General features: G+C 59.5%; 24 protein-coding genes. 9 read left to right on the top strand and 15 right to left on the bottom strand.

Features of this window, described 5'->3' with window-relative positions:
• The first annotated feature begins 4 nt into the window (after nucleotides 1-4).
• The 3 genes from ALTER154_RS08255 to ALTER154_RS08245 are packed head-to-tail and all read left to right on the top strand — an operon-like array spanning nucleotide 5 to nucleotide 3,889.
• Nucleotides 5-1,252 (top strand): exo-alpha-sialidase, encoded by a 1,248-nt coding sequence (locus ALTER154_RS08255; protein ID WP_178126362.1) that lies wholly within the window; start codon nucleotides 5-7, stop codon nucleotides 1,250-1,252.
• Nucleotides 1,245-1,856, top strand: coding sequence for a hypothetical protein (locus tag ALTER154_RS08250; RefSeq protein ID WP_160086134.1), 612 nt, complete (start codon nucleotides 1,245-1,247; stop codon nucleotides 1,854-1,856). Before ALTER154_RS08255 ends, ALTER154_RS08250 begins: the two co-directional genes overlap by 8 nt.
• Nucleotides 1,853-3,889 (top strand): LTA synthase family protein, encoded by a 2,037-nt coding sequence (locus ALTER154_RS08245; RefSeq protein ID WP_160086132.1) that lies wholly within the window; start codon nucleotides 1,853-1,855, stop codon nucleotides 3,887-3,889. The genes ALTER154_RS08250 and ALTER154_RS08245 overlap by 4 nt, the downstream gene beginning before the upstream one ends.
• A gap of 21 nt (nucleotides 3,890-3,910) precedes the next feature.
• Here ALTER154_RS08245 and ALTER154_RS08240 read toward each other — a convergent pair whose 3' ends face one another.
• Together ALTER154_RS08240 and ALTER154_RS08235 are read right to left on the bottom strand one after the other, a co-directional pair.
• A complete protein-coding gene (locus ALTER154_RS08240) occupies nucleotides 3,911-4,903 on the bottom strand; it encodes an AraC family transcriptional regulator (protein WP_160086130.1) in 993 nt (330 codons plus the stop codon).
• A gap of 101 nt (nucleotides 4,904-5,004) precedes the next feature.
• Nucleotides 5,005-5,799, bottom strand: a complete 795-nt coding sequence (locus tag ALTER154_RS08235; RefSeq protein WP_160086128.1) for a hypothetical protein — start codon at nucleotides 5,797-5,799, stop codon at nucleotides 5,005-5,007.
• Between the two features lie 292 nt (nucleotides 5,800-6,091).
• Between ALTER154_RS08235 and purE the strand changes: the two genes are divergently transcribed.
• The 6 genes from purE to ALTER154_RS08205 all read left to right on the top strand — a co-directional run bounded on the left by purE (nucleotide 6,092) and on the right by ALTER154_RS08205 (nucleotide 9,846).
• Nucleotides 6,092-6,583: a 5-(carboxyamino)imidazole ribonucleotide mutase gene (gene purE, locus ALTER154_RS08230; RefSeq protein WP_090250815.1), complete on the top strand. Its 492-nt coding sequence runs from the start codon at nucleotides 6,092-6,094 to the stop codon at nucleotides 6,581-6,583.
• Between the two features lie 3 nt (nucleotides 6,584-6,586).
• The gene (locus ALTER154_RS08225) at nucleotides 6,587-7,672 is read left to right on the top strand and encodes a 5-(carboxyamino)imidazole ribonucleotide synthase (RefSeq protein ID WP_160086126.1); all 1,086 of its coding nucleotides are present in this window, start codon (nucleotides 6,587-6,589) and stop codon (nucleotides 7,670-7,672) included.
• A gap of 49 nt (nucleotides 7,673-7,721) precedes the next feature.
• Nucleotides 7,722-8,480 (top strand): ABC transporter substrate-binding protein, encoded by a 759-nt coding sequence (locus ALTER154_RS08220; RefSeq protein ID WP_160086124.1) that lies wholly within the window; start codon nucleotides 7,722-7,724, stop codon nucleotides 8,478-8,480.
• Between the two features lie 68 nt (nucleotides 8,481-8,548).
• The gene (locus ALTER154_RS08215; RefSeq protein WP_090250808.1) at nucleotides 8,549-8,794 is read left to right on the top strand and encodes a GlsB/YeaQ/YmgE family stress response membrane protein; all 246 of its coding nucleotides are present in this window, start codon (nucleotides 8,549-8,551) and stop codon (nucleotides 8,792-8,794) included.
• 34 nt (nucleotides 8,795-8,828) lie between these two features.
• The gene (locus tag ALTER154_RS08210) at nucleotides 8,829-9,362 is read left to right on the top strand and encodes a DUF3299 domain-containing protein (RefSeq protein WP_160086122.1); all 534 of its coding nucleotides are present in this window, start codon (nucleotides 8,829-8,831) and stop codon (nucleotides 9,360-9,362) included.
• A gap of 16 nt (nucleotides 9,363-9,378) precedes the next feature.
• A complete protein-coding gene (locus ALTER154_RS08205; RefSeq protein ID WP_160086120.1) occupies nucleotides 9,379-9,846 on the top strand; it encodes an FAD/FMN-containing dehydrogenase in 468 nt (155 codons plus the stop codon).
• A gap of 44 nt (nucleotides 9,847-9,890) precedes the next feature.
• Here the strand turns inward: ALTER154_RS08205 and ALTER154_RS08200 are convergent, their stop codons facing one another.
• From ALTER154_RS08200 to tagH, 13 genes are all read right to left on the bottom strand, one after another.
• Nucleotides 9,891-10,652 carry a hypothetical protein gene (locus ALTER154_RS08200; RefSeq protein ID WP_160086118.1) on the bottom strand — a complete coding sequence of 254 codons (762 nt, stop codon included), beginning with the start codon at nucleotides 10,650-10,652 and terminating at the stop codon, nucleotides 9,891-9,893.
• 36 nt (nucleotides 10,653-10,688) lie between these two features.
• Nucleotides 10,689-10,940, bottom strand: a complete 252-nt coding sequence (locus ALTER154_RS08195; protein ID WP_160086116.1) for a hypothetical protein — start codon at nucleotides 10,938-10,940, stop codon at nucleotides 10,689-10,691.
• Nucleotides 10,941-11,114: 174 nt separating this feature from the next.
• The gene (locus tag ALTER154_RS08190) at nucleotides 11,115-11,534 is read right to left on the bottom strand and encodes a lysozyme inhibitor LprI family protein (protein ID WP_160086114.1); all 420 of its coding nucleotides are present in this window, start codon (nucleotides 11,532-11,534) and stop codon (nucleotides 11,115-11,117) included.
• A gap of 9 nt (nucleotides 11,535-11,543) precedes the next feature.
• Nucleotides 11,544-14,936 (bottom strand): hypothetical protein, encoded by a 3,393-nt coding sequence (locus tag ALTER154_RS20985; RefSeq protein ID WP_256665620.1) that lies wholly within the window; start codon nucleotides 14,934-14,936, stop codon nucleotides 11,544-11,546.
• 45 nt (nucleotides 14,937-14,981) lie between these two features.
• Nucleotides 14,982-15,485, bottom strand: a complete 504-nt coding sequence (locus tag ALTER154_RS08180; protein WP_160086112.1) for a hypothetical protein — start codon at nucleotides 15,483-15,485, stop codon at nucleotides 14,982-14,984.
• 44 nt (nucleotides 15,486-15,529) lie between these two features.
• Complete coding sequence (gene tssI, locus ALTER154_RS08175) at nucleotides 15,530-17,578, bottom strand: type VI secretion system tip protein TssI/VgrG (RefSeq protein WP_160086110.1); 2,049 nt, start codon at nucleotides 17,576-17,578, stop codon at nucleotides 15,530-15,532.
• Between the two features lie 54 nt (nucleotides 17,579-17,632).
• Nucleotides 17,633-18,628, bottom strand: coding sequence for a serine/threonine-protein kinase (locus ALTER154_RS08170; RefSeq protein ID WP_160086108.1), 996 nt, complete (start codon nucleotides 18,626-18,628; stop codon nucleotides 17,633-17,635).
• A 10-nt stretch (nucleotides 18,629-18,638) separates the two neighbouring features.
• On the bottom strand, nucleotides 18,639-19,367 hold the full coding sequence (locus ALTER154_RS08165) for a PP2C family serine/threonine-protein phosphatase (protein ID WP_160086106.1): 729 nt from the start codon (nucleotides 19,365-19,367) through the stop codon (nucleotides 18,639-18,641).
• Entirely contained in the window at nucleotides 19,367-22,906 is a 3,540-nt protein-coding gene (gene tssM / locus ALTER154_RS08160) for a type VI secretion system membrane subunit TssM (RefSeq protein ID WP_160086104.1), read from the bottom strand. The genes ALTER154_RS08165 and tssM overlap by 1 nt, the downstream gene beginning before the upstream one ends.
• Complete coding sequence (icmH, locus tag ALTER154_RS08155; protein ID WP_160086102.1) at nucleotides 22,903-23,784, bottom strand: type IVB secretion system protein IcmH/DotU; 882 nt, start codon at nucleotides 23,782-23,784, stop codon at nucleotides 22,903-22,905. Before icmH ends, tssM begins: the two co-directional genes overlap by 4 nt.
• 2 nt (nucleotides 23,785-23,786) lie before the next feature.
• A complete protein-coding gene (tssK, locus tag ALTER154_RS08150; protein WP_160086100.1) occupies nucleotides 23,787-25,118 on the bottom strand; it encodes a type VI secretion system baseplate subunit TssK in 1,332 nt (443 codons plus the stop codon).
• Nucleotides 25,119-25,121: 3 nt separating this feature from the next.
• Entirely contained in the window at nucleotides 25,122-25,604 is a 483-nt protein-coding gene (gene tssJ / locus ALTER154_RS08145; RefSeq protein WP_160086098.1) for a type VI secretion system lipoprotein TssJ, read from the bottom strand.
• 5 nt (nucleotides 25,605-25,609) lie between these two features.
• The gene (tagH, locus tag ALTER154_RS08140) at nucleotides 25,610-26,806 is read right to left on the bottom strand and encodes a type VI secretion system-associated FHA domain protein TagH (protein WP_160086096.1); all 1,197 of its coding nucleotides are present in this window, start codon (nucleotides 26,804-26,806) and stop codon (nucleotides 25,610-25,612) included.
• Nucleotides 26,807-26,811: the final 5 nt, after the last annotated feature.

The following is a 26,811-nucleotide window of genomic DNA, read 5'->3' as shown; positions in this document are numbered from 1 at the left end:
CCTCATGCTCACGGCGGTACTGGCAGTGTTCGCCGGGGCGTGGCAGCGCGCACCTGCACAGCCGCCTGCCGCCTTCGCCGCGCTACCGGCGCCGACGCTCAGTGCGCCGGAATTCAGCGCGAAATTCGCCTCGTCGGACATGGACGACTTTGTGCACTCCGCCTCCATTACCGGGCTGCCTGGCGGTGACCTGATGGCCGCCTGGTTTGCGGGCAGTCGCGAAGGCGCGGCGGATGTGCAAATTCGCGCTGCACGCTTTGACGCCCGCAGCGGCCAGTGGAGTGCCGAGCGCGTGCTGGCCACTCGCGAATCCACCCAGCGCGCGGTCGGTAAGCACATCCGTAAGCTGGGCAACCCGGTGATCAGCCTGGCACCGGACCAGCGGCTGTGGCTGTTTTATGTCTCGGTTTCGCTTGGCGGCTGGGCCGGCAGTGCGGTCAATGCCATGGTGTCCGACGACCTGGGCAAGACCTGGTCGGCACCGCGCCAGTTGGTGACCAGCCCGTTTCTCAACATCAGCACCCTGGTGCGCGCCGCGCCGGTGTTTCATGCCGATGGCAGCATTGGCCTGCCGGTGTATCACGAATTTCTCGGCAAATTCCCCGAGTACCTGCACCTGAGCGCACGCGGTGAGGTGCTGGGCAAGTACCGCATCGGCAAGGGCCGCTACTCGCTGCAGCCAACCGTGGTGGCGCTGGATGAGCAGCGTGCCGTGGCGTTACTGCGCTATGCCGGCGAGCAGCATCACCGTGTGCTGGCCAGCCACACCACGGACAGCGGGCGCACCTGGAGTACGCCGCAACCGCTGGAACCGAGCAACCCCAACTCATCGCTGGCCGCCGTCGGTCGTCCCGATGGCAGCCTGCTGGTGGCGATGAATGATCTGGAGGATGGTCGCTTCCGCCTGACCCTCTACGCCACCGACAGCCAGCTGGCGAACTGGCGCACCCTCGGTGAGCTGGATGAAAGCCCCAACCCTTGGGGGGAACCCATCGCGCTGGCGGAATTCCCGACGGTGATCCGCGAGAAGTTCCGCGCCAGCGGCGGCCGCCCCGAGCAGGAGGCGCGCTTTCTTGAGCAGGTCAGTGCCCGGATGTGCAGCCCGACGGGGTGCGACTTCGATTACGAATACCCCTATTTCACCCGTGACACCGATGGCACGTATCACTTGGTCTATTCGTGGAACGACATGTTTATCAAGCACCTGGCCTTCAATGAAGCCTGGCTGACGGAGCGCCGCCCACATGACTGACTTCTGGTTGCCGCACCTGGCGTTCACTCTGCTGGTTTTCCTGATCTTCGTTCGACTGGCGCGCAATGCGGCGCAGCGCGGCATCCTGCTGGCGGGTAGTCTGCTGCTGAGCCTGCTACCAGTACAGGGCATCAGCCTGGCGCTGCAGTTGCGCACCTACATCGGTGACCTGTCGATCAGCAGTTTGGTGCTGCTGAGCTGGGCGATGCTGTGTCGTTTTGGCTTGCCGGGTGCCAGCCCCCGTGATCGCCTGGCCAGCCTGGCGCTGTTCGCCGGCCTGGCTGTACTGCTCTACCCGGCAGCCCTAGGCTTGAGCTACAGCGACCCGTACCAGCTGGGTTTTGCGCCGCGGCCCATGCTGCTGGTACTGGGCGTGCTGAGCCTGGTGCTGATCATCCAGCGCAGCTGGCTCGGCGCGTTGGCGCTGGTGCTGGCGACCTTGGCGTTTAGCCTGCGTCTGAACGCCTCGGAAAACTACTGGGACTACCTGATTGACCCCTACTTGGCCCTCTACAGCCTTGGCGCACTGCTGAGTTCCGGCCTGCACGGGTTGCTGGCGCGGCGTCAGGGCACGCCTGCAACTGACACAAGGAACGTCGTATGAGCTGGCTGAAATCCCGTCGCCTGCATTATCTGGCAGGCCTGACAGCGCTGCTGCTCATACTCTTCGCCAGCTTGCGCGTGCTGTTCCTGCTGGGCTTCTCCGCCGTCGAAAGCATCAGCGAGTCGGACGTACTGCCCACCCTCGGCATCGGTCTGCGCTTCGACCTGCGCCTGGCCCTGCTGCTGATGCTGCCGGCAGGCATCCTGCTGGCTCTGCCCAAGCTGCGCCTGGCGCGCTTTCGCGCCGTGCGCTGGTTGCTGCGTGTCTACCTAGTGCTGGCTGTGGCGGCGCTGGGCCTGCTGTATATCCTCGACTTCGGCCACTACGCCTACCTGGGCGTTCGCCTCAACGCCACGGTGCTGCGCTTTGCCGGCGACGCGCAGATCTCCGCCGGCATGCTCTGGCAAACCTATCCGGTACTGTGGATCACCCTTGCCTGGCTGGCCGGTGCGGCGCTGTGGGCCTGGGCGCTGCTGCGCCTGGAGCGTGCCACCCTGGATCGGCCGCCAGCGCAACGTGTTGGCGTGTTGCCGACCCTCGGCGGCGCGGCGGTGGTGGGCGTGCTGGTGTTTTTTGGCCTGCTCGGTCGCGCCACGGCGTTGAACCTGGAGAACCCGGTGCCGCTGCGCTGGAGCGATGCCTTCTTCAGCGGTAACAGCCAAGTGGCGGCGCTGGGCCTTAATCCGGCGTTGTTTCTGTTCGACACCCTCACGCTTGAACCCAGCGCCTTCGATGAGGTGGCCACCCGTGAGCATTACGCGGTGGTGGCTGACTACCTGGGTGTCAGCGACCGCGACGCGGAGGGGTTGAACTTCTTCCGTCAGCAACCGCTACAGGCGCACCGCATCCAGGCCGAGCGCCCGCCCAACGTGGTCTTCGTTATGCTCGAATCGCTCGGCACCAGTGCCGTCGGGGCTTACGGCAACCCGTTGAACCCGACACCGAATCTGGATCGCCTGGCCAAGGAAAGCTGGTTCTTCCGGCACTTCTATGTGCCGGTGACCGGCACTGCCAAGACGGTGTGGGCGAGCATCACCGGCATTCCCGACGTGTCGCGCCAGGAGACTGCCACGCGCAACCCGTTGATTGCTCGCCAGCGCACGCTGATCAACCAGCTTGCAGGCTACGAGAAGTTCTACATGATCGGCGGCAACGCCGGCTGGGCCAACATCAATGCGCTGATTCGCCAGAGCATCGACGGCGTGCGGCTCTATGAGGAGCGTGATTGGCAGTCACCTCAAGTCGACGTGTGGGGCATCTCGGATCTGGATTTCTTCAAGGAGAGCAGCCGCATCCTCGGCGCGGTGCCCAAGGATCAACCGTTCTTCGCTTACCTGCAGACCTCCGGCAACCACCGGCCCTTCACCATCCCCAAGAACAACGATGGTTTCCAGGCGCTCGATCTACCGCTGGAGCAGGTGCAGCAGGCCGGTTCGCGCAGCGTGGAGCAGTTCAATGCCGTGCGCTTGCTGGACTTCAACATCGGCCGCCTGATGGAGCTGGCCAAGGAGCAGGGCTTTTACGACAACACCATTTTCGTATTCTTTGGCGACCACAACACGCGTATCAGCCAGATCCCGCACATGGCGCCGGCCTTCGAGCAGTTGGGGCTGGAGAGCAACAACGTGCCACTTTTGATCCACGCGCCGCAGTGGTTGGCGCCACGCGAGTTTGATGAGGCGGTGGGGCTGGCCGATCTGCTGCCTACCGTGGCGGGCATGCTTGGCGTGCCGTTCAGCAACGCCAGCCTGGGGCGTGATATCCAGCAGCCGGCGCCAGAAGGCGAACGGGTGGTACCCCTGGTGTTGCAGGAAGGCAGCTTCCCGGTGATCGGCGCGGTGACCCGCGACTTCCTCTTACAGATGCAGCATGACGGCAGCTCGCCGACCTTGCACAGCCTGCACTCGCTCACCCCGCGCGCTAACGTGGCTGCGGATCACCCGCAGGAGTTCCAGCGCCTGTTGGCGCTCAGCCGCGGCCTGCATGAAGCCTCACGCTTGCAGATGTACCGCAATGTTCTGCCCGAGGAATGAGCATCCCACAAGCCTACGAACCTAAGCACGGAAACGGCTTGGTGGTACGCCGCTCCAGCGCTGGAAGGCATGGCGGAAGCTGGCTGTTTCGCTAAAGCCGAGGTATTCGGCGATGCGGCAGATCGGCCATTCCTCTTGGCCAAGCAGGGTTTTTGCCCGCTCAAAACGCAGCTCATCAAGCAGTTCCTGGTAGTGCGTGCCCAATTCCTGCAGATGCCGGCGCAGTGTGCGCGGCGAGCAGTGCATCTGCTGTGCCAGCTGTTCCAGGCCGGGTGGCGCGGTGAGCTGCTCGGTCAATAACTGGCGGATACGCGCGAGCCAGGCCTGGCGTGTGTTGAACTCGCTGTTTTGCTTGCGACAGCGCTCAAGCATTTCCCGGTGGGTCACCGCATCGGCCAGCGGTAGTGGTTGTTGCAGCCAGCTGGCGGGAAAGGCGAAGGCGTTGCGTGCCGCGTCAAACTGCAACGGGCAGGCGAAGCTGTGCGGGTAGCGCGCGCTGTAGTCGGGTTCGCCATAGCGGAACTGCGCGGCGCTCAGCGGCAGAGGTTGGCCGAGCAGGTCATCACTGATCAGCTTGAGTGAGGCCAGGCACATTTCCACGTTGAACACTTCCAGTGCCGGGCTGTGCTGGTAGTCGCTGGCACTGACCCAGGCCAACTCGCCTTCAATCTGCAGGTCCATTTTGAAGTAGGTGCCGAGCAGGGCGGGGTACTGCAGCAGCAAGCGCCAAGCGTCACCAAAGGTGGCACTCGATAGCGCGGCGTAACCGACCATGCCATACGCCGACACATGCATGCGCCGGCCCAATTCCAGGCCCAGATCGCTGCGCACTTTCAGGGCATTGGCGCACACCTGCAATTCCTGCGCGCGGGTGATACGGGTGTCTGCGCAGGCCAGATCAGCCGTGGTGATGCCGCTGCCCGCCAGCAAGGGCTCGGTCAGCTCGGGCTGTGCGGCAAATAACTCCAGAATCATGGAAACCACATGCAGGGTGGTCAGGTGGGCGTGCAACATCGGGACAACCGCAACAGTTCAGGATGCCTGAATGAGGCAAGAACTATGCCGCGGTACCGCAGCGGCCGGGGCTGATCCGGACCGCTGTGATCTAGGATGATTTAGCGATTACGCAGGAAGGCGTTGATAAAGTCGCCCTGATTGGGTGCTTTTTCATGGGTGGTGAAGGTCAGGGTCGCCTCGTTTTCGCGCAGCTTGAGCTTCTGCGCAAAGCTGCACTGCACGGTTTTCAGACCCTTGGCGACAGCCTGTTGCTCGTCGCCGTTCTGGCACAGGTTAGCCAGCTGGTTGACCACTTCACCGCAGAAGCTCGGCACGCTAAGGCGCTTGAGTTTGTCGTCGTCGATGGCGTTCCAGTCAACCTGGGTGGTCAGCGGTGTGTTGCAGGCTTTCGAGGCGTCCTGATCAATCTGCTGCAGCTGCTGGGTGAAGTCGGCCACGCGCTTTTCCCGGTCGAAGCTGCTCAGCTTGTCCTGTATGCCTTTTTTCTTCTGCTGCTCGTAGAGCGCCAGAAGGTTGGCTGGTTTGGTCTGTTTGCTCTTGGCTTCATCAAAACCCAGCTCGAAGCCGTCGGTGCTCGGCAGGTACAGCTGGTATTGCTCGCCACCCCAGCCCTGGCGCTTGATCAGCATGTTGTAGGCGCTGCCGTCGAGGGTGATGGTGTAGTCGCGCTCATCGCTGCCGTGCTCGTTGACCGTGCTCAGCAGTACCACTTCATCCAATGGGTGGTTGATGCCGCTGACCTGGATCAGTGCTTGTTTGCCGTCGCTGGTCGGCGCGACGGTCACGCTGATGCCATTGCCGGCATCGAATACTTGCGGGTATTTGGCCAGTTCGAGGGCGTTAGCGTTGAGGGTGAAGAGGGCAGCGGCGAGGAGCAGTGACAGCCTTGTCATGGTGGTGTCCTGGGGCATTTAAAGGATGCCCAGTATAGCCAGGCCGCCCGCCGCGATTTGTGCGCCAGGTCTGCTCGTGGCGTTCGCTGACTTGTCACTGGGCATCATGGCGTGCGGCCCGCGACAAACGGTGCGTCGGTGTGCACGCCAGCCCAGGCTTTACGGTATACTGCGCGGCCTTTGGCGGTCCGCACCGCCATAATTCATTCCCTAACAAGCCACGCCTGGTTTCCAGCGTGGCTTGTTAGTTTCTGCAGCGCCTACGGGCACTTGATGAAGAAGAGGCACGACGATGAGCGCACTGGTTGGCGTGATCATGGGCTCCAAGTCCGATTGGTCCACCCTTAGCCACACCGCCGAGATGCTGGACAAGCTGGGCATTCCGTACGAAGTGAAGGTGGTTTCCGCCCACCGCACCCCGGACCTGCTGTTCCAGTACGCCGAACAGGCTGAAGAGCGCGGCATTCAGGTGATCATCGCCGGTGCCGGCGGCGCGGCGCATCTGCCGGGCATGTGTGCGGCCAAGACCCACCTGCCGGTCCTCGGTGTGCCGGTGCAATCGGCGGTGCTGTCGGGCGTCGATTCGCTGCTGTCGATCGTGCAGATGCCGGCCGGCATTCCAGTCGCTACCCTGGCCATCGGCAAGGCTGGTGCCGTAAACGCCGCGCTGCTTGCCGCGAGCATCCTCGGTCACCAGCATCCGCAGTTTCATGCGGCGCTCAAGCAGTTCCGCCAGGAACAGACTGAAACCGTACTGGACAATCCGGACCCGCGTGAGGCCTAACCCATGAAGATCGGCGTAATCGGTGGCGGCCAGCTGGGTCGCATGTTGGCCCTGGCAGGTACGCCGCTGGGGATGAACTTCGCTTTTCTCGACCCTGCGCCGGATGCCTGTGCGCAAGCGCTGGGCGAACATATCCGCGCCGATTACGGCGATCAGGATCACCTGCGTCAGCTGGCTGATGAAGTTGACCTGGTGACCTTCGAGTTCGAAAGCGTGCCGGCCGAGACCGTGGCCTTCCTCTCGCAGTTCGTCCCGGTGTACCCGAGCGCGGACGCGCTGCGTATCGCCCGTGATCGCTGGTTTGAAAAATCCATGTTCAAGGACCTCGGCATTCCGACCCCGGATTTCGCCGATATCCAGTCGCAGGCTGACCTCGACGCTGCTGTGGCGAGCATTGGCCTACCGGCTGTGATGAAGACCCGCACCCTGGGTTACGACGGCAAGGGCCAGAAAGTCCTGCGCAAGCCCGAAGACGTAACCGGCGCTTTTGCTGAGCTGGGCAGCGTGCCGTGCATCCTTGAAGGCTTCGTGCCGTTTACCGGCGAAGTGTCGCTGGTGGCGGTGCGTGCCCGTGATGGCGAAACGCGCTTCTACCCGCTGGTGCATAACCGCCACGACAGCGGCGTGCTGGCACTGTCCATCGCCAGCACCGATCACCCGCTGCAGGCGCTGGCCGAAGATTACGTCAGCCGCGTGCTGACCAAGCTCGATTACGTCGGCGTGCTGGCCTTCGAGTTCTTCGAAGTCGATGGCGGCCTGAAAGCCAACGAAATCGCCCCGCGCGTGCACAACTCCGGGCATTGGACCATCGAAGGCGCCGAGTGCAGCCAGTTTGAGAACCACCTGCGCGCCGTTGCCGGCCTGCCGTTGGGGTCGACTGCTAAGGTCGGTGAGAGCGCGATGCTTAACTTTATCGGTGTGGTTCCGCCGGTCGAGCAGGTTATCGCCATCGCGGACTGCCGCTTGCACCACTACGGCAAGGCCTTCAAGGCTGGGCGCAAGGTCGGTCACGCCACCTTGCGCTGTGCGGATCGTGCCACTCTGGATAAGCAGATCGCGGCTGTCGAAGCGCTGATCGCCAAGGCCTGACCCCTGCTTTGTGACTAGGCTCTTGCGTAGAACACACAAGAGCCTAGTCATGAAGTGTCTACTGCTGTTGTCTCTATGCTTCCTGCCGTTGTGCCATGCCGAACAGGTGTTGCGCGCCGATTACCGCGAGCGCCCGCCAGAGATGCAGGCCATCGACGCGCTGCCCGTTGGCCCGTTGATTGAAGTCTTGGATACGGCTGCGCAACGCGTCGGTGCACGAATCGAATGGCGCTACGCGCCCTTCGTGCGCAGCCTGGAAGACCTCAAATCCGGGCGGATTGATCTAGCCCCCCGTGTGTTGTTCACCACCGAGCGCATGGACTACGTGCACTTTCTGCCGTCCATCGGTACCCAGCGCAAAAGCATCCGCTTTATCGTCAAGACCGGTCAGCAGGCCAGCCTGCGCAGCTATGCCGACTTGCAGGGCAAGGTGATCGGGGTCAAACGCGGCACCGCTTATTTCGATCAGTTCGACGGCGACAGCGCCCTGACAAAAAGCCTGGCGACGGACGACTACCTGCTGGCCGGGATGTTTCGCGCCGGACGCCTGGATGTGATGGTGGTGCTGGATGCCGAAGCCATTGAGGCGCAGTTCAACAAGATTGGCTTTAGCGACTACAGCTATGCCGAGTACCAGTACGAGCAATCCGTTGGTAACTATTACGGTGCCTCGAAGCGCCACTATCTGGGTGACAAAAGGGCCCTCTATGAGCAGTTGGGACAGACGCTGCGCGGCATGCGCGAGAGTGGCGAGATTGCCCGCATCTACCACCGCTACGGTGTCGTGCCACCCGAGACCGAAGAGTAGCGAACTGCCAGCATTTCCCGTGGTCAGATCAACGGTCGCAAATCCCACCGTCCATTGAGGAGGCTCGCATGAGCATTATTGGCATCATTTTTATCGGCTTGATCGTCGGTCTGATCGCGCGCTTTATCAAGCCGGGTAACGACAGCATGGGCTGGATCATGACCATCCTGCTGGGTGTCGGCGGCTCGATTGCTGCGACCTATGGCGGCCAGGCGCTGGGCATCTACAAGGTGGGCGAGTCCGCCGGTTTTATCGGTGCAGTAATCGGCGCGGTGGTGCTGCTGGTAATCTACGGCGCTGTTAAAAAGGGCTAAGGCCCTGTCACTTCGCTGCCCTGTGAGCTCACCGATGCGCTACCTGTTGTTACCTCTGCTGCTGCTCAGCACCCTGGCCTATGCCGAACTACCGGAAACCGATTGGCTGGAGTTGATGCCACCGGAAGACCGCCAGGCCCTGGAAGACATGCCCGAGATCAGCCACCAAGGCCTTGAGCAGGACAGTGGCTTCTATAACCCCGGTGGCCTCAAGCAGCAGGATCAGAACTTGCCGGCGGTGATGTATTCGACGAAAACCGTCGCCGCCTTCGATGGTAAGGCGGTGCGCCTGGGCGGCTATCCGGTGCCACTGGAAACCGACGGCAAGGGCCATAGCACGCTGTTTTTCCTGGTTCCCTACCCCGGCGCCTGCATCCACGTGCCGCCGCCGCCACCCAATCAACTGGTGCTGGTGCGCTACCCCAAAGGTATTGAGCTGGAAGACATCTACGCCCCGCTCTGGGTCAGCGGCACGCTGAAGATTGAACAGGTCAACAACGAGTTGGCGGATGCCGCATATGCCATGCAGGCGGATCTGGTTAGAGTGGTGAGCGATGACGACCTATAAAGCCGGAGTGCCCACCATGAAAGCCGCTATTGCTCTGCTGTTGTGCCTGTTCTCCGCCACCAGCATGGCCCTGGAAACCGGTGAGCGTTTGGCGCCCTGGACTCTGCTCGATCAGCATGACCAGGCCTACACCTTAGACGATCAGCTGCAAGTATTGCTGGTAGCCCGCAGCATGGACGCCGCCAAACTCGTTGACGCCGCCCTGCAGGGCAAGCCCAAGGGCTATCTGGAGCAGCGCCACACGGTGTTTCTCGCCGATATCAGCCGCATGCCGAGCATCATCGGCAAACTCTTCGCCATCCCCAAAATGCGCGACTACAACTACCGCGTCCTCCTCGACCGCGACGCCCGCATTGCACCCCGATACCCGGCGGACAATGCCAGCGTACTTTGGCTCGATCTGCGCCAGGGCCAGCTACAGGGGCAGCGCAGTTTTACTGATGCTACCGAGTTGGCGCAGGCGTTGAAGGCGGTGGGGCGCTAGGTAACCTTTCGCTCAGCGCGTTGGCGTAATCAGCTTGGAGCCACTCAGTTGGCTTCGATGCTGCGCAGCAGCTCTGCTGCTGTCAGGCGTTTGAGCGTGTGTGTGGCCGGTTCCGTCTCCACGTCCAGCGCCAGCGGCGTGATGCCATCAGCCTCATAAACGAAGTACGCATTGCCGTTGCTCACCTCATGGGTTTTCTTTCCCAACGTCGCGATGGTTTTCGGGGCAGCGGACATCAGCTCGTCGAGCGTGCTGTAGCGCAATACGATATCAACCTCGCCTAGGCGGCCAAGAGGCGCATCGGCTGGCTGCGAGGGCTCCGCCATAACGGATTGCAGGGATACCGAATTAGAGGCTTCGATCCACTTGTCCGAGTAGGCGAAAATCAGATCCTGATACTCGCTCGACAGCGGCTTATTCAGATTGCACACAGCCTTGCGTATAGAGACACCGTTCTGCCCATTGCGGATATTGCCGTACAGGCAATCGATGACCGGAGCTTTTTCTTTTAGCGCGAGGGTGTAGAACACCTCGAAAGAAGTAATTGATCCGGCGTTTTCATAAACCAGTGCAGGAACCCCGTTGAACGAAACCAAGGCTCTGGACGTCTGGCCTGCATAGCCAACGAGATCTGCGAATACCTTGGTTTCCGTTCCCCGACTGATCGTCAACTCGCCGGTGTCCATGTCCGCACGATAGGTTTCAGTGCTGCCGCCTCTATCGAATGTGAGGGGTGTCGCCTGTGCTTGTGCGGGGGTGGCCAGCACAAGCATTAGCAGTAAGGTCATTGGAATGACGTAGGGCAAAGCGACGGCTCCATCAATAAAAACTGAGATCGTATTTCAGCGGTTTATGCACGTTTCATATTCGGTAGCGAACGATGCATCGAACGTCAGGTCTTGCGGTTCCTCCATATCGCCTGAAACGTTGAATAGCTGTCGCTGGGGCACGTCGTATTGCACCCAACCGATGGTGCCGGTGCCGCCTGTCTCGAAAAACAACTGGGCCATCACGCGATCACCAGTGTCTTTGTCGATCAGCAGATTAGCTTTTTCCTTGCTTACATATGTGAACGGAAAATTACTGCTTCTCACCAGTCTTGTCAGGTATTCATAGCAAGACCTTTTTCCGTGATTCTGGTTTGTGACGAATGACTCTTTCGAAGATTGAGTGGTGTATGTGGAGTTACCAAAAAATGCAAGCAGAAGTATAATTTGGTGCAGTATGCTTCTAGTTCTGTTTATTTGTATTTTTATAAGTTCTAGGGTTTATAGCGTTTCTGGGGCAATGCCTTTCAAGTATTGCGTACGCTCAGAGCTCATGCGGGCGATACATTGATTTATTGTGGCCGTATGGGCTTGGCTTCCTGTTTCAATTTCAAATGCTTCAAGTACACAATTAGTGTCTCTTAGCTTTATCCAGGCACGTTGAGAGTCTTTTATTGTGGCAATGTATTCAGTTCCAAGTTTTTTGTTTGCATGGTACTGTAAGTTTATCTTTTTTATTAGTGTGCGGTATTCCTCGTTGAGTTTGTTGTCGGCCTCTATTTTGTTTTGTGTAGAACATTCTAAAATTTGCTGGCTATGCTCTATTGAATCGCAAGGATCATTACGATGCTCGGCGCAATAAGCCGCGGAGGAAATAGCTAGCGGGAGTATAAAAATAATCTGAGGTAGATAAAATTTCATAACCTATCCTTATCTGTGGTTTCTTAAATATTTAGCTCTACGTCTACCTGGCTCATATTGACTAATGGCCGGGGTGTTCTCGATGTAGCGTATCAGTTCATCAATATCGTTATTCATTCCTGCTTTCATGGGGTTTGGACCCTTGGTGAAACCTTGGTAGACAAAGTCCGTAAGAATATCTCGTATTACTTGCTTAAGACCTGTCCATTCAACTCGCCCTGGCTCGGCAGAGGTCCACGTATTATAGTTCGTAATGGCCCTGGCTACATAATCAGGATATATAATTTTAAATAATGAAACTTGCTGGCTGTAAGTTATCTCACCAATATCATTTTTGTTGCTGGTGACAAATTGATGCGCATTAACTCCTTTGAGTCCGCGTGCCTTGGAAATTTTTCCTGCTTGAGTGTTATCGATGCCGGAACTGATCATGTGATTATATATTTCTGACTCACTTCTAGTGCCCATATCATACCCACGTCCTAAGGTGACGCCTGATAGATCATTTCCTGGCCAATGTACTACTCGACTAAAATAAGGCGACCCTGGGATGTCGTTTCCCTCAGCGTCAAATGTAATTTGACCTTCCATGACAACCGATTCTGCTTTCTGAATAGTAAGAGTATCTATAAAACTGAGCGGGTGGAAATGGTGAACTTGCTTTGGTAGCGCAACTTGCATCGCCCCTTCCAGCTCATCCCAGAACACCAGATTATCAATACGTTCCTTTTCATGGCGAAGCACTTCCGGGGCATCCTTGAGTAACTCTTCTAATCGCTGCCATTTAGGGGCAGATGATTTTGCTTGCCACTCGGTCGGATGGTAGCCAATTAGTTTCGACCAACGGTCGCGGAGCTTGTGGTTTTTCAAGGCAAGGGGTATTTCGTCAGCAGTGACCTTGCCATCCTTGTTACCCAGTTGATCGATCTTTAGGTAGAGGTTCTGAAAGAAATCCGGCATTTTCTTCGGGTCGAGAAAGCCGTCGGCGTTATCGTTGCTTTCCTTGATAATTTGGAAGCCCAATTTTTCCCTATCGTGCTGGCTGATAATTTCTCCGTCAGCCTTGGCGATATAACCATCTACGGGGGGGGTGGCGCTGTTGACTTTGATCGGGTACCACTCTTTGCTGTCTGGGGCCTTGAACAACTTTGCCTGGCTCGCAGCAATCAGGTAGTTCTCGTTTATGACCAGTCCGCTCGGTGTAAACGTCGGGGTTTCTGCAGTACCGCCTTTGTTATAGATGGTCTTGCCCTTGGCAACGCGTAAGTATTGCTTACCGTCCTTCAATCCCGCCGGGTTCTTCAGGAATGCTTCCAGATTGGGGTCTGTAGCGAACAGCTCTACGTGAACCTGATGTCGGCTTTTCACCCCGCCTTTGGCGCTGGCGAGTGTCTCGTAGAGACCGAGGTAGCCAATAGGATCACCTGCTTTGATTGGGATTGCGCAGGTGACGACAGAGTCGAAGTCGCTTGGAACATCGGGTTTAAGCTCAGCCGCATCAGTATCGATGACGACCCAAATAGGGCCTGAAGGACACATTGGGGTGTCCCAGAATCCTCCGCTAACAATGGTGCAGGGGGCCATGATCTGCGGGCGGCCTGCCTGAATGACTCGCTTTACTGTGCCTGTGGCATATTCCAATACGGTATTTTCTGCAAGCAAACCGATTTTTTTATCGACTGGGTCTTCTGGTTTATTGAAGGCAGGAACTCGTTTTTTCAGTTGAGCTTTGACCTGGCCTTTCCAGTAGGTGGGGCGAATGCGTTTTTGTGGCGGGATTTCTTCCGCATAGTGCTCGTCTGTTTTGCCTGGTTCCGCCTTGCTGATGGCCATCCAGACCACGTCACCTTCTTTGGCTGTTTGTACGCCGCTCTTTTTCACGCCCTTGCTGAGAATCTTTATCTGAGCCAGTTCATAGGTAGCGGTATCACCGGGCTTTATCTGATGCCCGGATGTGATTGAGATCAACTCGAATTCCGCACCGCTATCAATCTGCCCTAGTACGGTACCAGTCAGGTTCGCTTCCTTGCGTACATTGCGGCCTTTGACCTTTACCTTGAAACGGCGCTGACTCTCACCATCCTGTAGCGGGTAATGCTCAAAAGGCAGCAGGTGCATATACAGGCTGAAGAATTCAAGTTTGTTGGTTTCTGGCTTCTTGTCTTCTGTCTTCGCTTCAGCTGGGGGCGCAGGCGTTACATCCTTAAAGATGGCTTGCTTGTTTCGATCCTTGAGAATCGCATCTTGTTTGTCGAATGCGGCGAACCAGATTTCGCTCGTTGCGGCACGAGTTACCGGATTACCAGCTCGATCTTTACCGGGCAATGCAGTCTTGATCGTGGCCAAGGCGAAACGCATATCTTTGGTGTCATGGATTTTGAGAATCTGCAGCTCTGTGCCTGCCGGCATAAGCGCTTCGAAGTTACCCGTATTACCCAGGACTGTGCTTGCGATATCGCGTCCATAGCGCGAGCTGATGAGTTGCACGGTCTTACCTACCCACTCGATTTTGGCAGCAGGTTTGCTCTCCGCCGGACGCTTTTGCGATTCATAGGTGTGGCGAACCAGACAGAAGGACGTGGAGTAGCGCAGGTTGTCGCAGCCTTTTTCGCCCATGAATGTGGACGATAGATAATCCTTGTTCAGCCGGTAGGCGACCACTTCGCCATCTGCCATGCAGCGCACGGCCTGTTTGAGCTTGGCGTGTGGCACGCTGGCATCGCTGAAGTGGATGCCCCCATGCCAGAAACCGTTGTTGCCTAGGATGTAGTGGCCGGATTTTTCCTTCTCTAATTCTTTGTAAAGCTCTTCAAGGGTGTAGTGGTTGCCGTCGACCTTGCGAATGGGGAATTGATATTTCTTGTCATCGGTCGATGAGGTATTTGACGGCCATGTGCCGGGCTTTATATTGCCGTCCACGATGTCTTTTATGTATTTTTCGAACTGTGTACGCTCAAGTTCGGCGTGTGTATGTATTGCGTATGTTGGTTTTCCTTCGCCATCAGTCCTGTACTGAATACCTATGGGCTGCCCGTACTCTACGTATTGTCCATCTTTGACTTTGAAATTGGTATCTAAATGAAGTACTTGTCCAAGCAGGTCATCGTATTTTTCGGTGCTATATATTTTAACTGTGCCGTAAGACTTAAAAGTCTTTACAAAGCCTGCGACAGGGCACGGAACATCAATAGACTTGTTGCTGCCATTTACAAGTAAAACGAAATCTTTTTTTACCAGTCTGCGGCCGCCTGGCTCATTTGTTCGGATTTCTTCTAGATGCCCATCAGTTTCGTCATACTCACGCTTTGGCTCTCTAGCTTTTGATGGATGGTGTTTCTCCAGGTCTTCATAGGATTTGACCGGTTCAATACCATTTGTTCCGCTCTCTACTATTGTGTACATGCTAATTCCTTGTCGCGTTGTGCAACTATAATCTTGTAATGTCTATTAAATTCCGCATGCTTCTCCAAGAAGCTGTAGTTTATAAATTTTTCCTGAGGCCTCTAGTTCTGCTTCTATTGTCCGGTCATGCGACTCTTGATATTCGCTGTAATTAATTTTATTGATTATATTTATTTTCAGCGATAGACCTTCTTGTTTGTTTTTGTAGGTCGATTTTTCATTGTCCCTAGTTGTTAGGGATAGTTCGGTGATTTGATTGTTATGTTTTACATATATGTATTTTTCATCTACCTCTACTAATAACGATTCAGCATTCGTGCTGGGTCTGACTTTGCTGTTTTCAGTGTAGCTGCAAGTCCATACGCCAGGTGTGTCATGCTGTTGCTCTTGGAATGCGCGAATGGCTTCCTTGTACTCAAAGCTTTGAAATTCATTTAATGGTTTGCTACTGCAAGCGGTGCTGAACAGTAATATACTTACTAGAAAAACTAGTTTAGTTGTTTTCTCTGTGAAATTATTTTTGCTTTGTATTTTGGTACTTGTTTTCATCGAAGTTCGCTCGTTTAAATTTTGGTTAATTAGTTATGAAGTAATTATTCAGAAAAAAGGAAAAATGCCTGAGGCTGGTTTTCAGTTTTTTGCAGTGAGTTCACCAACGCCTCATCCAACAAACTCCCCGCCTTATCGCTATCCGCCGCACCCGGCAGCACCGGTGGTTTGATCTTGATCCCCGAGCCTTTGCCCGGCGAACCACCGGCGTTGATTTTGGCCAGGGGGCCGAGCAAGGTAATGCCGCCGGGGTCGAGTTTGATAAAGCTGCCGCCGGCTTTGAGGGTGAGTTCGGTGCCGGCTTCGATGACCATCTTCTGCCCGGCTTTGAGGTGGATTTCGCGGCCGGCTTTGGTCAGTTGGGCGGTGCCGAGTTTGATGTGCTGGTTCTGTCCGACGGTGAGGTGATCGTCGGGTTTGACCTCGACCTTGCGCTCGGTTTTGACGGTGAGGTTTTCTTCGGCTTTGAACTCGGTGTAGCTCTTGGCTACGACGGTGTCGTGGCGTTCGTTACCGACGCGGATCTTCTGGTCGTGCTCGATATTTTCGTCCCAGTCGCGCTGGGCGTGCAGGTAGATCTGCTCGGCACCTTTCTTGTCTTCGATGCGCAGCTCGTTGTAACCGCCACCGCCTGGTGTGCTGAGAGTTTTGAATACGGTGCGGGTCTTGTTCGCCGGCAGGTCGTAAGGCACCACGTGTTCGGCGTGGTACAGGCAGCCGGTTACCAGCGGTTGGTCGGGGTCGCCTTCGAGGAAGGTCACCAGTACTTCCATGCCGATGCGCGGGATGGCGATGCCGCCGTAGCCATCACCGGCCCAGCTGGAGGCCACGCGCAGCCAGCAGCTGGTTTTGTCGTCGGCCTGGCCTTCGCGGTCCCAGAAGAATTGCACCTTGATCCGACCGTACTCGTCGCAGTGGATTTCCTCACCCGCTGGGCCGGTGACTACGGCGGTCTGGCTACCGAGTACCCTGGGTTTCGGATGGGCCAATGGCGGGCGGAAGGGCACGTCCCAGGGTGTGGCGGTGAAGTGGTTGCGGTAGCCCTGGGTGAAGCCGTCGCTGGCTGCGGTATGGCTGGTGACCGACTCTTCCAACACCTGGGGTTGTTTGCCCTGGTGAATCACCTCGTGCAGCAGCCAGAGGTCGTTGTAGTCCTGGCGCGGGTGGTCGGAGAGTTCCAGGAAGTGCCCGCTGAGCAGTTTTGGCTGATCGCCACGGCCTTCAGCCAGGCGGTAGTCGGCGCGGTGGCGTTCCAGATGGCGTTGGCTGAGGTGCTTGCCGCGCGCACGGTCGACAAAGCGGCCTGGGTAGTCGTAATCCTCAAGATCCGGTAGCGGCTTGGCCTCGGGATCGCGATCTTCCTTGAAGGCGGCTTCCATCAGCAGACGCGGTTGCTCGAAGTCGTAATCGCGGCGGGTGATGCGGCTGGTACGGGTTTCCAGGCGTACGGCGAAGCGCTTGATCACCGGCTCGTCGGCGGTCATGCCGTTGTCCTGCAGGTAGGCGGTGGGCTGGCCGAGTTTGCCGAAGGCGCTCTGGTCATCGCCGAAGAGCAGCACATGGCCCTGCTCGTTGTGCTGGAAGTGGTAGTGAATACCTTCTTCCTCGCACAGGCGCTGGACGAAGTGCAGATCGCTTTCGTCGTACTGCACGCAGTAATCGCGCTTGGGATAAACCGTTGGGCCGAGCTGGAATTGGTAACCGCCAAGGGCGATGCCGTGTTCCTGCAGCACCTGGGCGACGATCTGCGGCACCGTTAGATGCTGGAAAATTCGCTGATTGGTGCGCAGGGCCAGGTAGCTCAGCTGCGGCACGATGCTCAGCTTGTAGCGGGTCAGGCGCTTGCCGGATTCGGCCTGGGCGACCTGGTAGATCAGGCCGTGAATGCCCAAGCTGTCTGGGGTAAAAGCGAGAAAAGCGCGCTGATGCAGCAGGCTTTGCAGATCCAGCTCGGCGTTCTCGCTGATCAGTTCCACCTCGAAACGATAGGGCTGACTGATGGCTTCGCGGCCGCTGAACTCGAGCACTTGCAGGTCGTGCTCAAGGCCTTCGATGCTCAGGCTGAAGTGGGTTTCATTGGCCGGGTTGAACATAGTCATTTCCTTGTTAAAAGATCATCCATTGATGCTGCTGTGCGCGTGCTGCCTTCAACTGCGCCGGAGCCAGCGCCGCCAGCCGCTGGGCGTGGGCTGGCGAAATACCTCAAGCAACTGCGTGCAACTGATGCTGCGCTGCGCCTCATCGAACGCCAGCGCGGTGCGCAGGGCGGGCCAGCAATGCGCCGGTAACTGCTCGGGGCGTTGCAGCTGTTTATCCAGCTCCATGGCCTTGGCCTGTTTGGCGCTCTGCCGGCTGAACGGGTGGCGACCGCTAGCCAGCTCATACAGCACACAGGCCACGGCATAGACATCGGCAGCGGCGGTTAGCGGCGCACCGTCGAGCAGTTCCAGGGCGGCGTAACGCGGCGTCCAGGCGGTAAAACGGTTGCGGCACAGGCGCGGCAGGCCGGGTAACAGCCCTTCCACGGGCTGGCCGAGACCATAATCGAACAGGCGCAGGCCGTCTTCGGCGAGCATCACATTGCTGGGTTTCAGGTCGCCATGCAGCACGCCGAGGCTGTGTGAATAGCTCAGGGCATCGAGCAGGGCGATGGCGATTTCCTGCAGCTCGCTCCAAGGCAGGCCCTCGGGACGTTCGCTAAGCAGCTGATCAAGCGTAAGGCCCTTAAGCAGCTCCAGGGTGAGGAAGGCGCGCTGGCTTGGCACATCCACCTCGAAGCCGAACAGGCGCACCACATGCGGGTGATTCAGCCGCGCGGTGAGGGCGAACTCGCTGTACAGCAGCGCGTTGGCGTCCGGGTATTCGGCGAAGTCATCGCTGAGGGTTTTCAGCGCGACATACGGTTCGGGGTCACCGAACTGTTCGCGCAGCAGATCACGAGCGCGATACACCGCACCCATGCCGCCGACGCCGAGCAAGCGCTCGATCTTGTAGCGGCCGCCGAGCACTTCCGGCAGTTCGCTGAGTACTTCGCGCGGGGCTTGCGCTACCGGTTTGGCAGCCGTCGCGGCCAGGGCGAAGTAGGTCAGGTCGCTGGCCGGGCTGTTGGCCTGCTGCAGTTCGTCGAGCAGCTGTTCACTCATCCGTGAGTCCTCATCGGCGAATCACCACCGCACTCAGGTTGTCCCGCGCCGGGCCGTCGAGGGCCTGCTGGAACAACCGATTCAGCGTCAGCTGCGGTGAAGGCAGGTTCAGCGCAGCGCCCAAAGCATCGGCCGAAAGACCTTGGTAAAGGCCATCGCTGCACAGCAGAAAGGCATCGCCGGGCAGCACATCGAGTTCGAGAATTTCCAGCTTCAGCTCGTCACTGGCACCGATGGCGCGGGTCAGGGCGTGCGCTGCCGGATGCCGTGCAGCTTCGCTGGGGCTGAGTTGCTGTTCATCAATCAGTTGCTGTAAGAGCGAGTGATCGCGGCTGAGCTGATACAGCCGGCTGCCGCGCCACAGGTAGCAGCGGCTGTCGCCGGCCCACACGCAGGCGGCGCGGTCACCCTCGATCAGCAGAGCCACCACCGTGCTGCCGATCACCGGGTCCGGATGGGCGGCGGTGACCGTCAGTTCCTGACCCAGGCGGCGGTTGAGGGCGTGCAGGCGCTTGCGCAGCTCATCCAGACGCTGCGGCAAATCGCCTGCGCTCGGCTCGGCCAGCTGCTCGACAATCAGGCGGCTGGCCAGGGCACCGTTCTGGTGCCCGCCCATGCCGTCGGCAACTACCCACAGGCCCTGTTCCGGCAGGGCCAGAAAGGCATCCTCGTTGCGCGCCCGCACCTTGCCGGTGTCGGTGCGCGCAGCGCTGCGCCAGAGGTTGGCAACCTCTTGCATCAGAGCGTGGCCGGCAGTTTGAAGCTGCGCAGCTGGTCCAGGTCAAACGGGTTCGGCGAGCGCTGGCTGTGCAACAGGTAGTTGGCGCGCAGGCCGCCGAGGTCGGCCTTGAGCATCAGCACATCGCGGCCGCTGTGATAGTCCACGCTCATCAGGTCGAGCAGGCGGAACAGCGACCAGGGACCGGTGTTCTTCTCGATACCCACCTTACGTCCACCGAGCTCTTCGACCACCAGGCTGGTGCGCCCTTCATTGGCTTCAGCCGGCCAGCTGAAGGCGGTCTGCACGATGGGCCCGTGGCGGTATTCCATTTGCTGGTTGCCGAAGCGGAAATCGGCGCGACCCAGGCTGGAGTCCAGCGAGTAGGGTTCCAGCTTGAACAGCACTTTCGGCTCGTTGGGGTTCTCGGCGAAGAAGCTGCGGCGGATGGTTTGCGTGTGGCTCATCTGCAGCAGGAACTCGCGCGACAACGGCAGGCCACGGCCATCCACGCGGCGCAGTTGATACTGGCCGGCGGTACCGCTGACGAACGGCTTGAGGTAGTTGTCGAAGAAGCGCTCGGCAATCCCCTGAGCCTTGAAGAACTCGCGGAAGTCGGCAATCGCCACATCGCTTTCGCTGTGCGCGCTGAACGGATAACGCTGCTTCAACGAGCCGTCATACGCGGCGTACAGCTCGCTCTTATAACGCTGGTTGAGGTAGTGGTAGGCGTCGTTGAGCACCAGCATCCAGCTGTCTTCGGCGAGCAGGCCGAGCCAGTTGCCGACCGGTTGCGGCAGGCGTGCGGCACTGCTGCGCACCTGGTTGATCGCATCGCGTTGGCCGGCCATACGCGCCTTGGCCAGTTCGAACGCGGCCTGTTCCGGGGCACTGGCGTGCGCCAGGCTGGCCAGTTGCAGTTGCAGTGCATCCAGCGCTTGCAGGGTGGTGGCCAGTTCCGGGCCGGCACCGCCGTTTTCATCAAGCAGGCGGTGCAGCGGTTCGAAGCGACGTTCCAGGGTTTTCCGCGCGGTGTCCGGCAGGTTTTTCACCAGTGCCGCTTGTGCCTGTTCGGCGGCAGCACCGGCGAGCTTGGCGACTTTGCCCAGCTTGCCCTTGGCGCCTTCCAGCGCTTCGGCGGCGGCACCGGCATCATCGGCGGCTTCGGCCATGCCTTTGAAGCGGGTGTTGTCGCGCACTTCCACCAGCAGTTGCAGCAGTGGCGAGTTGGCGGCGGTCAGGCCGGCCAGCTGCAGGGCACCCTGGCCGGCGCTGCCGATTGGGTCCAGCGACAGCTGGGCGAGGGCTTCACCCCAGTAGTTGGCGTAATCGCGGAAGTACAGCTGCTCCATTTCCACCAGCAGACGGCTGAGGTCGCCCGAGCTCAGGGTGTCGCCTTCGCCAAGCACCCAGTTGTCGCGCAGCAGGTCGCGCACCAGGTCGGCGCCCTTGGAGGTGAAGGTTTTCTGGTAGCCAACCTGGGTATAGAAACCCGGAATGGCGTAGTCGCTGCCAATGAACAGCCCGGCCTGCGGGCCGAGTTTCTGGCTCAGGCGATATTCCGGCAGGCTACGCGCTTGATCACGCAGCATGCGGTAGACCACGTTGGCCAGCGACTCGCTGCGCAGGATCTGCCGAGCCTGGGCCACCAGCGGTTCATTCAGCGAATAAGGTGCGAACGACTCGGACAGCAGGCGCTCGAAGTGCTCATTTAGGCCGCGCTGGCCGGCGCTGTTGCCGGCGTAACGCAGCGACCAGTCGGCCGCCAGCCACTCCTGCAGGAAGGCCTTGTCGCGGCGTTCTTCCAGATTGAGCATCAGATAGGCGCGCAGGCTGTTGAGCAGGCGTTCACGGTCACCCAGGTTGGCGCGTACTTGCGCTTCCAGCTGGCGACCGACGCGGCTGAGCAGGAGGTTTTCCAGCTCCGCGCGGTAAGCCTGTTGCAGCGTCGGGTCGACTTTCTCGCCCTGGTACAGGCCGCCGCGTTGCAGGTAGGACACTTCATCCACCGGCGGGAACACCTGGGTGGCGGCGTAGCTATGGTCCAGCGCCTTGAGAGTGCGCAGGGCATCATCCTGAGCGCCGAGGCTGTTGTGTTGCTGGGTCAGTTGTTGAGCGAGGTCGCGCAGTTGCTCCAGACGGCCGTGGTTACCGGAGAAGCCGCCGGCCCAGACCACACCGAATATGCCGAGCACCACCAGGGCGGTGGCGTACATGGCGCGCTGGCCCCAGTCGATACGACGCACTTCCTTCTGATCGAGGCCGGCAAGGTCGGCTTCGGGGAAGATCACTCGGCTGAGCAGGTGATTGATAAAGCGTGCACGACCGGTGCGGAAGGTCGGCAGGGCGCTGCTCGACAGGCCCAGGTTGCGGCCGATGCTGCTGGTGCTCGGGTCGAGCTGGTCGTTCAGTTCCGGCGCGCTGGTCAGGTAGAAGCCGCGCAGCTGGCTGGCACGCTGGTAGCGGTTGCCGCTGAAAGCCAGTTCGCTGAACAGGCACAGACGCTCGCCGAGCAAGCCCAGCTGGTGCGGAAAATCGAGAATGCGGCCACGGCGCTGGGTGTCGCGCTCCTGGTGCATGCGCAGGATCACCTGGCTGTTGAGGCGGCGCAGCAGTTCTTCGAATTCCTGGCGGATCACCTGTACGTCGGTGGCGTTCTGCTCTTTGCGGAAGCTCGCGCCGAGTACCTGATCGCTTTCTTCGCGCGACAGCTGGTCGAAGAACTCATCGAAGCCGAGCACCTTGTCGGCCTTGCTCAGCACCAGGTACACCGGTACATCGGCACCCAGGCGCTGGTGAATATCCTGCAGACGCTGACGGGTCTGGCGGGCGAGGTTTTCCAGTTCGATTTCGCTGCCGCCTTGCAGCTGCTCCACCGGGATATTCACAAGTACACCGTTCAGCGGGCGCGCGCGGCGTTTGCGCAGCAGGCCCAGCAGGGTGTCCCAGGCGCGGCTGTCGATGGCTGGGTCGGGCTGAGTCAGGTAGCGCCCGGCGGTGTCGATTAGCACGGCGTGGTCGGCGAAATACCAGTCGGCATAACGGGTGCCGGAAACGTCTTTGGTCAGGCGTTGCTGGTCACCGCGATTAAGCGGGAAATCCAGGCCGGAGAAGTCCAGCAGGCTGGTCTTGCCGCTGCTCTGCGGGCCGAGCAGCAGGTACCAGGGCAGCTCATTGCGCCACTTCTCACTACGGCCGCGGTACAGGCTGGAGCGTTTGAGGGTGTGCAGGGCCTGCTTGAAACGATTGCGCAGCTCGAGCTGCTCCTCGTTGATCAGGCCTTCGCGGCGCAGGCGCTCTTGGGCGTCGGCATCGTCTTCCTCGGCCTGCTTGCGGGCGGTGGCTTTCCAGCTGGCGAACACCATGGCCAGGCCCCAGATCAGGAACAACCCGCTGATGCTCAGCAGGCGGCTGGTGGCCGATTCCCAGAACTTGTAATCGTTGACCGCCAGCAGCGGGCCGACAAACCACACCAGCAGCGCCAGGACCAATACCAGACACAGGCTCCATACCCAGGTCTTGCGGAAAAATGCGGCTAACTTGCCGAAAAAAGGCTTCATTTCAGATCATCCATGCTTACACCCGCTGACGGGTCGAGTTGCTCGTACGGCTGCAAAATAGTTTCGCGTTGCTCGCCCAATACCCAGGCGAAACCGCCATACATCACCACCAGGCAGACCAGGGTAAACAGCGCCACCAACCACCACGGCACGATGCGCACCAGGCGCCGGCGGGTGTCTTTCAGGCCCTGCCAGTGCGGCGAAACCTCGCGTGGCACATCACCGCGCATCTGGCGGATCTGCCGATAGAGGCTGTCGCGTACCGCTTCAAGTTCAAGCATGCCGCGCGGCAGTACGCGGTACTTGCCCTCGAAACCGAGGGACAGGCATAGGTACATCAGCTCGAGCATCGGCAAGTGCTTGACCGGGTTGCGCGACAGGCGCTCGAGCAGCTGGAAGAACTTCTCGCCGCCGAAGGTCTCGTTGTGGAACGAGGACAGCAGGCTCATCTGCGACCATTCGCTCTCGTTGCCCCAGGGCGTGGTTACCACGGCCTCATCGACCACGGTGCACAGCACGTAACGCGCGGCCATCACCTGGCTGCTTTCCGCGCCTTCATGCAGGGCGCGGTGTTCAAACAGCTTGATGGCGCTGGACAGGCGCTGGTTCAGCGCGTGCATGTCTTCACTGTCGAAGCTGTGCTTGAGACGCACCACTTCCGAGAGCAGGGTGGCGGCGGCGGCGACCAGCGGGTTGAGGCTGATATTGAAGCTCTCGGCCGGGCGCAGGCGCGCGGCGTAGATCATCCGCTCTTCCAGCTGCTCGAATTTCGGCGGCGCGGCGAAGTCAGTCAGCGGGCTGTGGGCGGGGGCATCACCTTTGCGGTTGAGGATGACGGTTTTGTCGTCCTGGCCGTATTCCATTTCCTTGGTAGTCATCGTCAGTTCCTGATCGCCCAGAATTTCATCTCAAGCCCGGAGAACTCGCCGGACACGTGGAAAGCGAAGCCGCCGGAGCGTTCCAGCTGCGCCAGTTCCTCGGAGCCCAGTTCCAGGGCGAAGTAGGTCTTGCCCGAGTGGAAGGGGATCTGCCGTGGCGCCACGGGCATCGGTTTGACCTTGATGCCGGGCAGGTGCAGGTTGACCAGTTGGCGAATCTGCTCCACTGGGCCGACCTTGAGGTGCGCCGGCAGGCGCTGGCGCAGTTCTTCCGAGTCGCACTGGGCGCTGGCGGCGAGGACGAAGGTGGAGGTGGCGAGCAGCTTGTGATCGTGCAGTGGCGACACCTGAATGCCGTACTGACGTTGCTGCAGGAGCATCTCGATGGCGTGCTGTTCCAGCACCATCGACAGCACCTGGCGGATTGCATCCATCAGTTTGCGGAAGCTCACGCCCTGATCGCTGTGCAGATAGCGGCCTTCCAGGCGCGGACGTTTGATCTCGCTGGAGAAGGTCGCCAGCTCGCCGAGCAGGCCGAGCAGCTCACGGTAGATCTGCTCCGGGTGCACCTGCTCGATGCCCAAGTAATGACGTAGCACTGGCTCGAAGCGGTTGATCAGCTGCAGCATCATAAAGTCGCCGACTTCCGCACCGCCGACCTTGCCGGTGGCGCGAATACGTTCGGCGAGGATGTCGCCACGGTGGGCGAGCATGCTGATCACTTCCTTGAGGCAGCTGAGCAGATAGCCGGAAGCCTGGAAGTTGACGTAGGTTGGAATAAATTCCGGGTCGATGCTGATCACCCCATCCGGGGTGGTATCGAGCACGTCGCACAGCTGCAATTTGACGTAGGCCTGGTCGCTCTGTTGCTCGCCGAGCAGCAAACGGAAATCCGGACGGCCGCAGCTGACCTGGCTCGATGCGCTGTCGCCGGCGTTGGAGTCGGTCACTTCTTCATCGAAGGCGGTAAAGCGCGCCAGCACGTCCTGCTGCTCCGGGCGGCGGCTCTCGATATGGTTACCGGTGACCAGGGGCAGGGCCAGATACACCGGGGTATTGCCGGTGTTCGGCGGCACGTCGAGGGCCAGCGGCTCGCGCTCGGCGCCGATGTCGAACAGGGTGCCATCGGGCAGGATGCCGCTGGCCTTGCTCACTACCAGCTTGCCCATATTGAGGAACTGACGGTCGATCTCCAGCTCGAAAAACCCCCAGGCATAGCTGTCGAGCTTCTGCGTGCGAGTTTTCAGCTGATAGTCGTAGTAACGGTCGTTCTGCTGGAAGTGCTGCGGGCGCAGCAACATGCCTTCTTGCCAGACCACTTTATGCATGGCCATGGCTTATTCCTCTTCCTTGTTGGCGTCGTCCTGGGTTTTGATGCCCTGGGCATTGAGGGTTAGCACGCTGCTGTTGCGCTCTTTTTCCTGCAGCGGAATCACCACGCGCCAGTTGCTTTCCGGCAGGTCGCGATAAGCCGCCAGCACGCCGACATAGCGGCTGCCCGGCTGTACCGAGAGCTTCATTTCGCGCTGCTCGCCCGGACGCAGTTCCAGCTCTTCGAGCACCACCATGTCCGGCGACAGGGCTTCTTTCGGGCGCTGATAAAGCGAGAAGAAATCGGCGGTCTCAAAGGCCACCGGGTGCTTCAGCTCAATCAGGCGCAGGACGATCGGCGAGGGGCGGCCATTGAGATCCGGGTTGAGCTCATCGCTGCCGTTGAGCGTCAGGTCGAGCTTGGTCATATCCGAATAGGGCGAAAGCGCCGCGCAGCCAGTCAGGCTGAGCAGGGCGGCCAACAGGGCCAGGCAGGTGAAACGGTGCATGGAGATCATCCTTGAACGTCGGTGTTGAGGGTGGCGATCAGGCGAACCTGTTCTTCGTAGGTGTTGGCGAAGTCGCGGGCGAACAGGCGGTCGCTCCAGTCGTCGTTCTGCTCCAGGGCGCTGTGCAGGCGACGGTAGGCGCGCCAGCGGCTGCCAGCGGTGGTGATCAGCGGCTTGCGGCCTTCGCGCTCGAACCGCAGGCTCAGCTGCTCCGGCGACAGTTGCTCGAACATGCCCTTGACCGCCGCGCGGCTGGCGGCGAGCAGCGCCACCTGGTGCGCCTGCAGATCACGGAAGCTGCGGCTGATGGTCTGCTCGGCGCTCAGTTGCCCGGCCTTGCCGCCACGCAGCAGGGCGCTCAGCGCTTCACTGCTGTCGGCGGTGTGCTTGAGCGGGTTATTGCCGGCGCTTTGCACGGTGGTCAGCGCCAGGCGCAGCTCGTTCTTCAGCTCGCTGCGGGTGCGCAGACTTTGCTGCAGGCTGCCGATGCTCTGCTTGAGCAGCTTGGCGCTGTGAATGGCCAGGGCTTCGCGGGCATCGTCATCGAGGTCATCCAGCTTGACCCCGAGGGACTCGCCGAATTTTTCCCAGAAGGTCGGCGGCAGGCGTACCGGTTCCGGCGCACGCTTGGGCTGCGGTTCAGGCGTTGGCATCACCAGCGCAGGCACCAGCAGGTTTTCTTCATCTATCTGCGCATAGTCGCGCTGCTGAGCCTGCACGTTATGCGGGCGCAGAATCGCCGTCAGGTCATCGACCTCGGCGTATACGCGCTCCTGCTGGTCGATGGCGGTCAGCGGGTCGAGGTCGAGAAAGGCATCGTCCGGAATGATGCTGCCGGCAGGCTGCGCACGGCCGATGTCGCCTGCGAACATTGCAGGGTCCTGAATCAGCCGCGCACGCAACTCGAAATCGCCGAAGCAATACACGCTGCCATGCTCGATACGCTGGGCTTCACCCTTGCGCAGGCTGGCGCCGCTGTCTTTCAGCTGAATGCCATTGCTGCTTGTGTCGGTCAGATAGAAGGAGCCATTGCGATAGCTCACCTCGGCATGCCGGCTGGACAGCACACGCTTGCGATCCGGAATCACCCAGTCGCATTCCTCCGCCCGACCAATAATGCCGCCGGCCTGCTTGAAGGTTTTGGTGGTCAATAGACCTGGCACGAACTGCTGTGCACTGACCACATCGAAGACCAGTTCCATGGTTG

The sequence above is a fragment of the Pseudomonas sp. 9AZ genome (assembly GCF_902506525.1).
Taxonomy (GTDB): domain Bacteria; phylum Pseudomonadota; class Gammaproteobacteria; order Pseudomonadales; family Pseudomonadaceae; genus Aquipseudomonas; species Aquipseudomonas peli.
The sequence above is the reverse complement of the archived record's forward strand: the minus strand, read 5'-3'. Positions and strand labels throughout refer to the sequence as shown.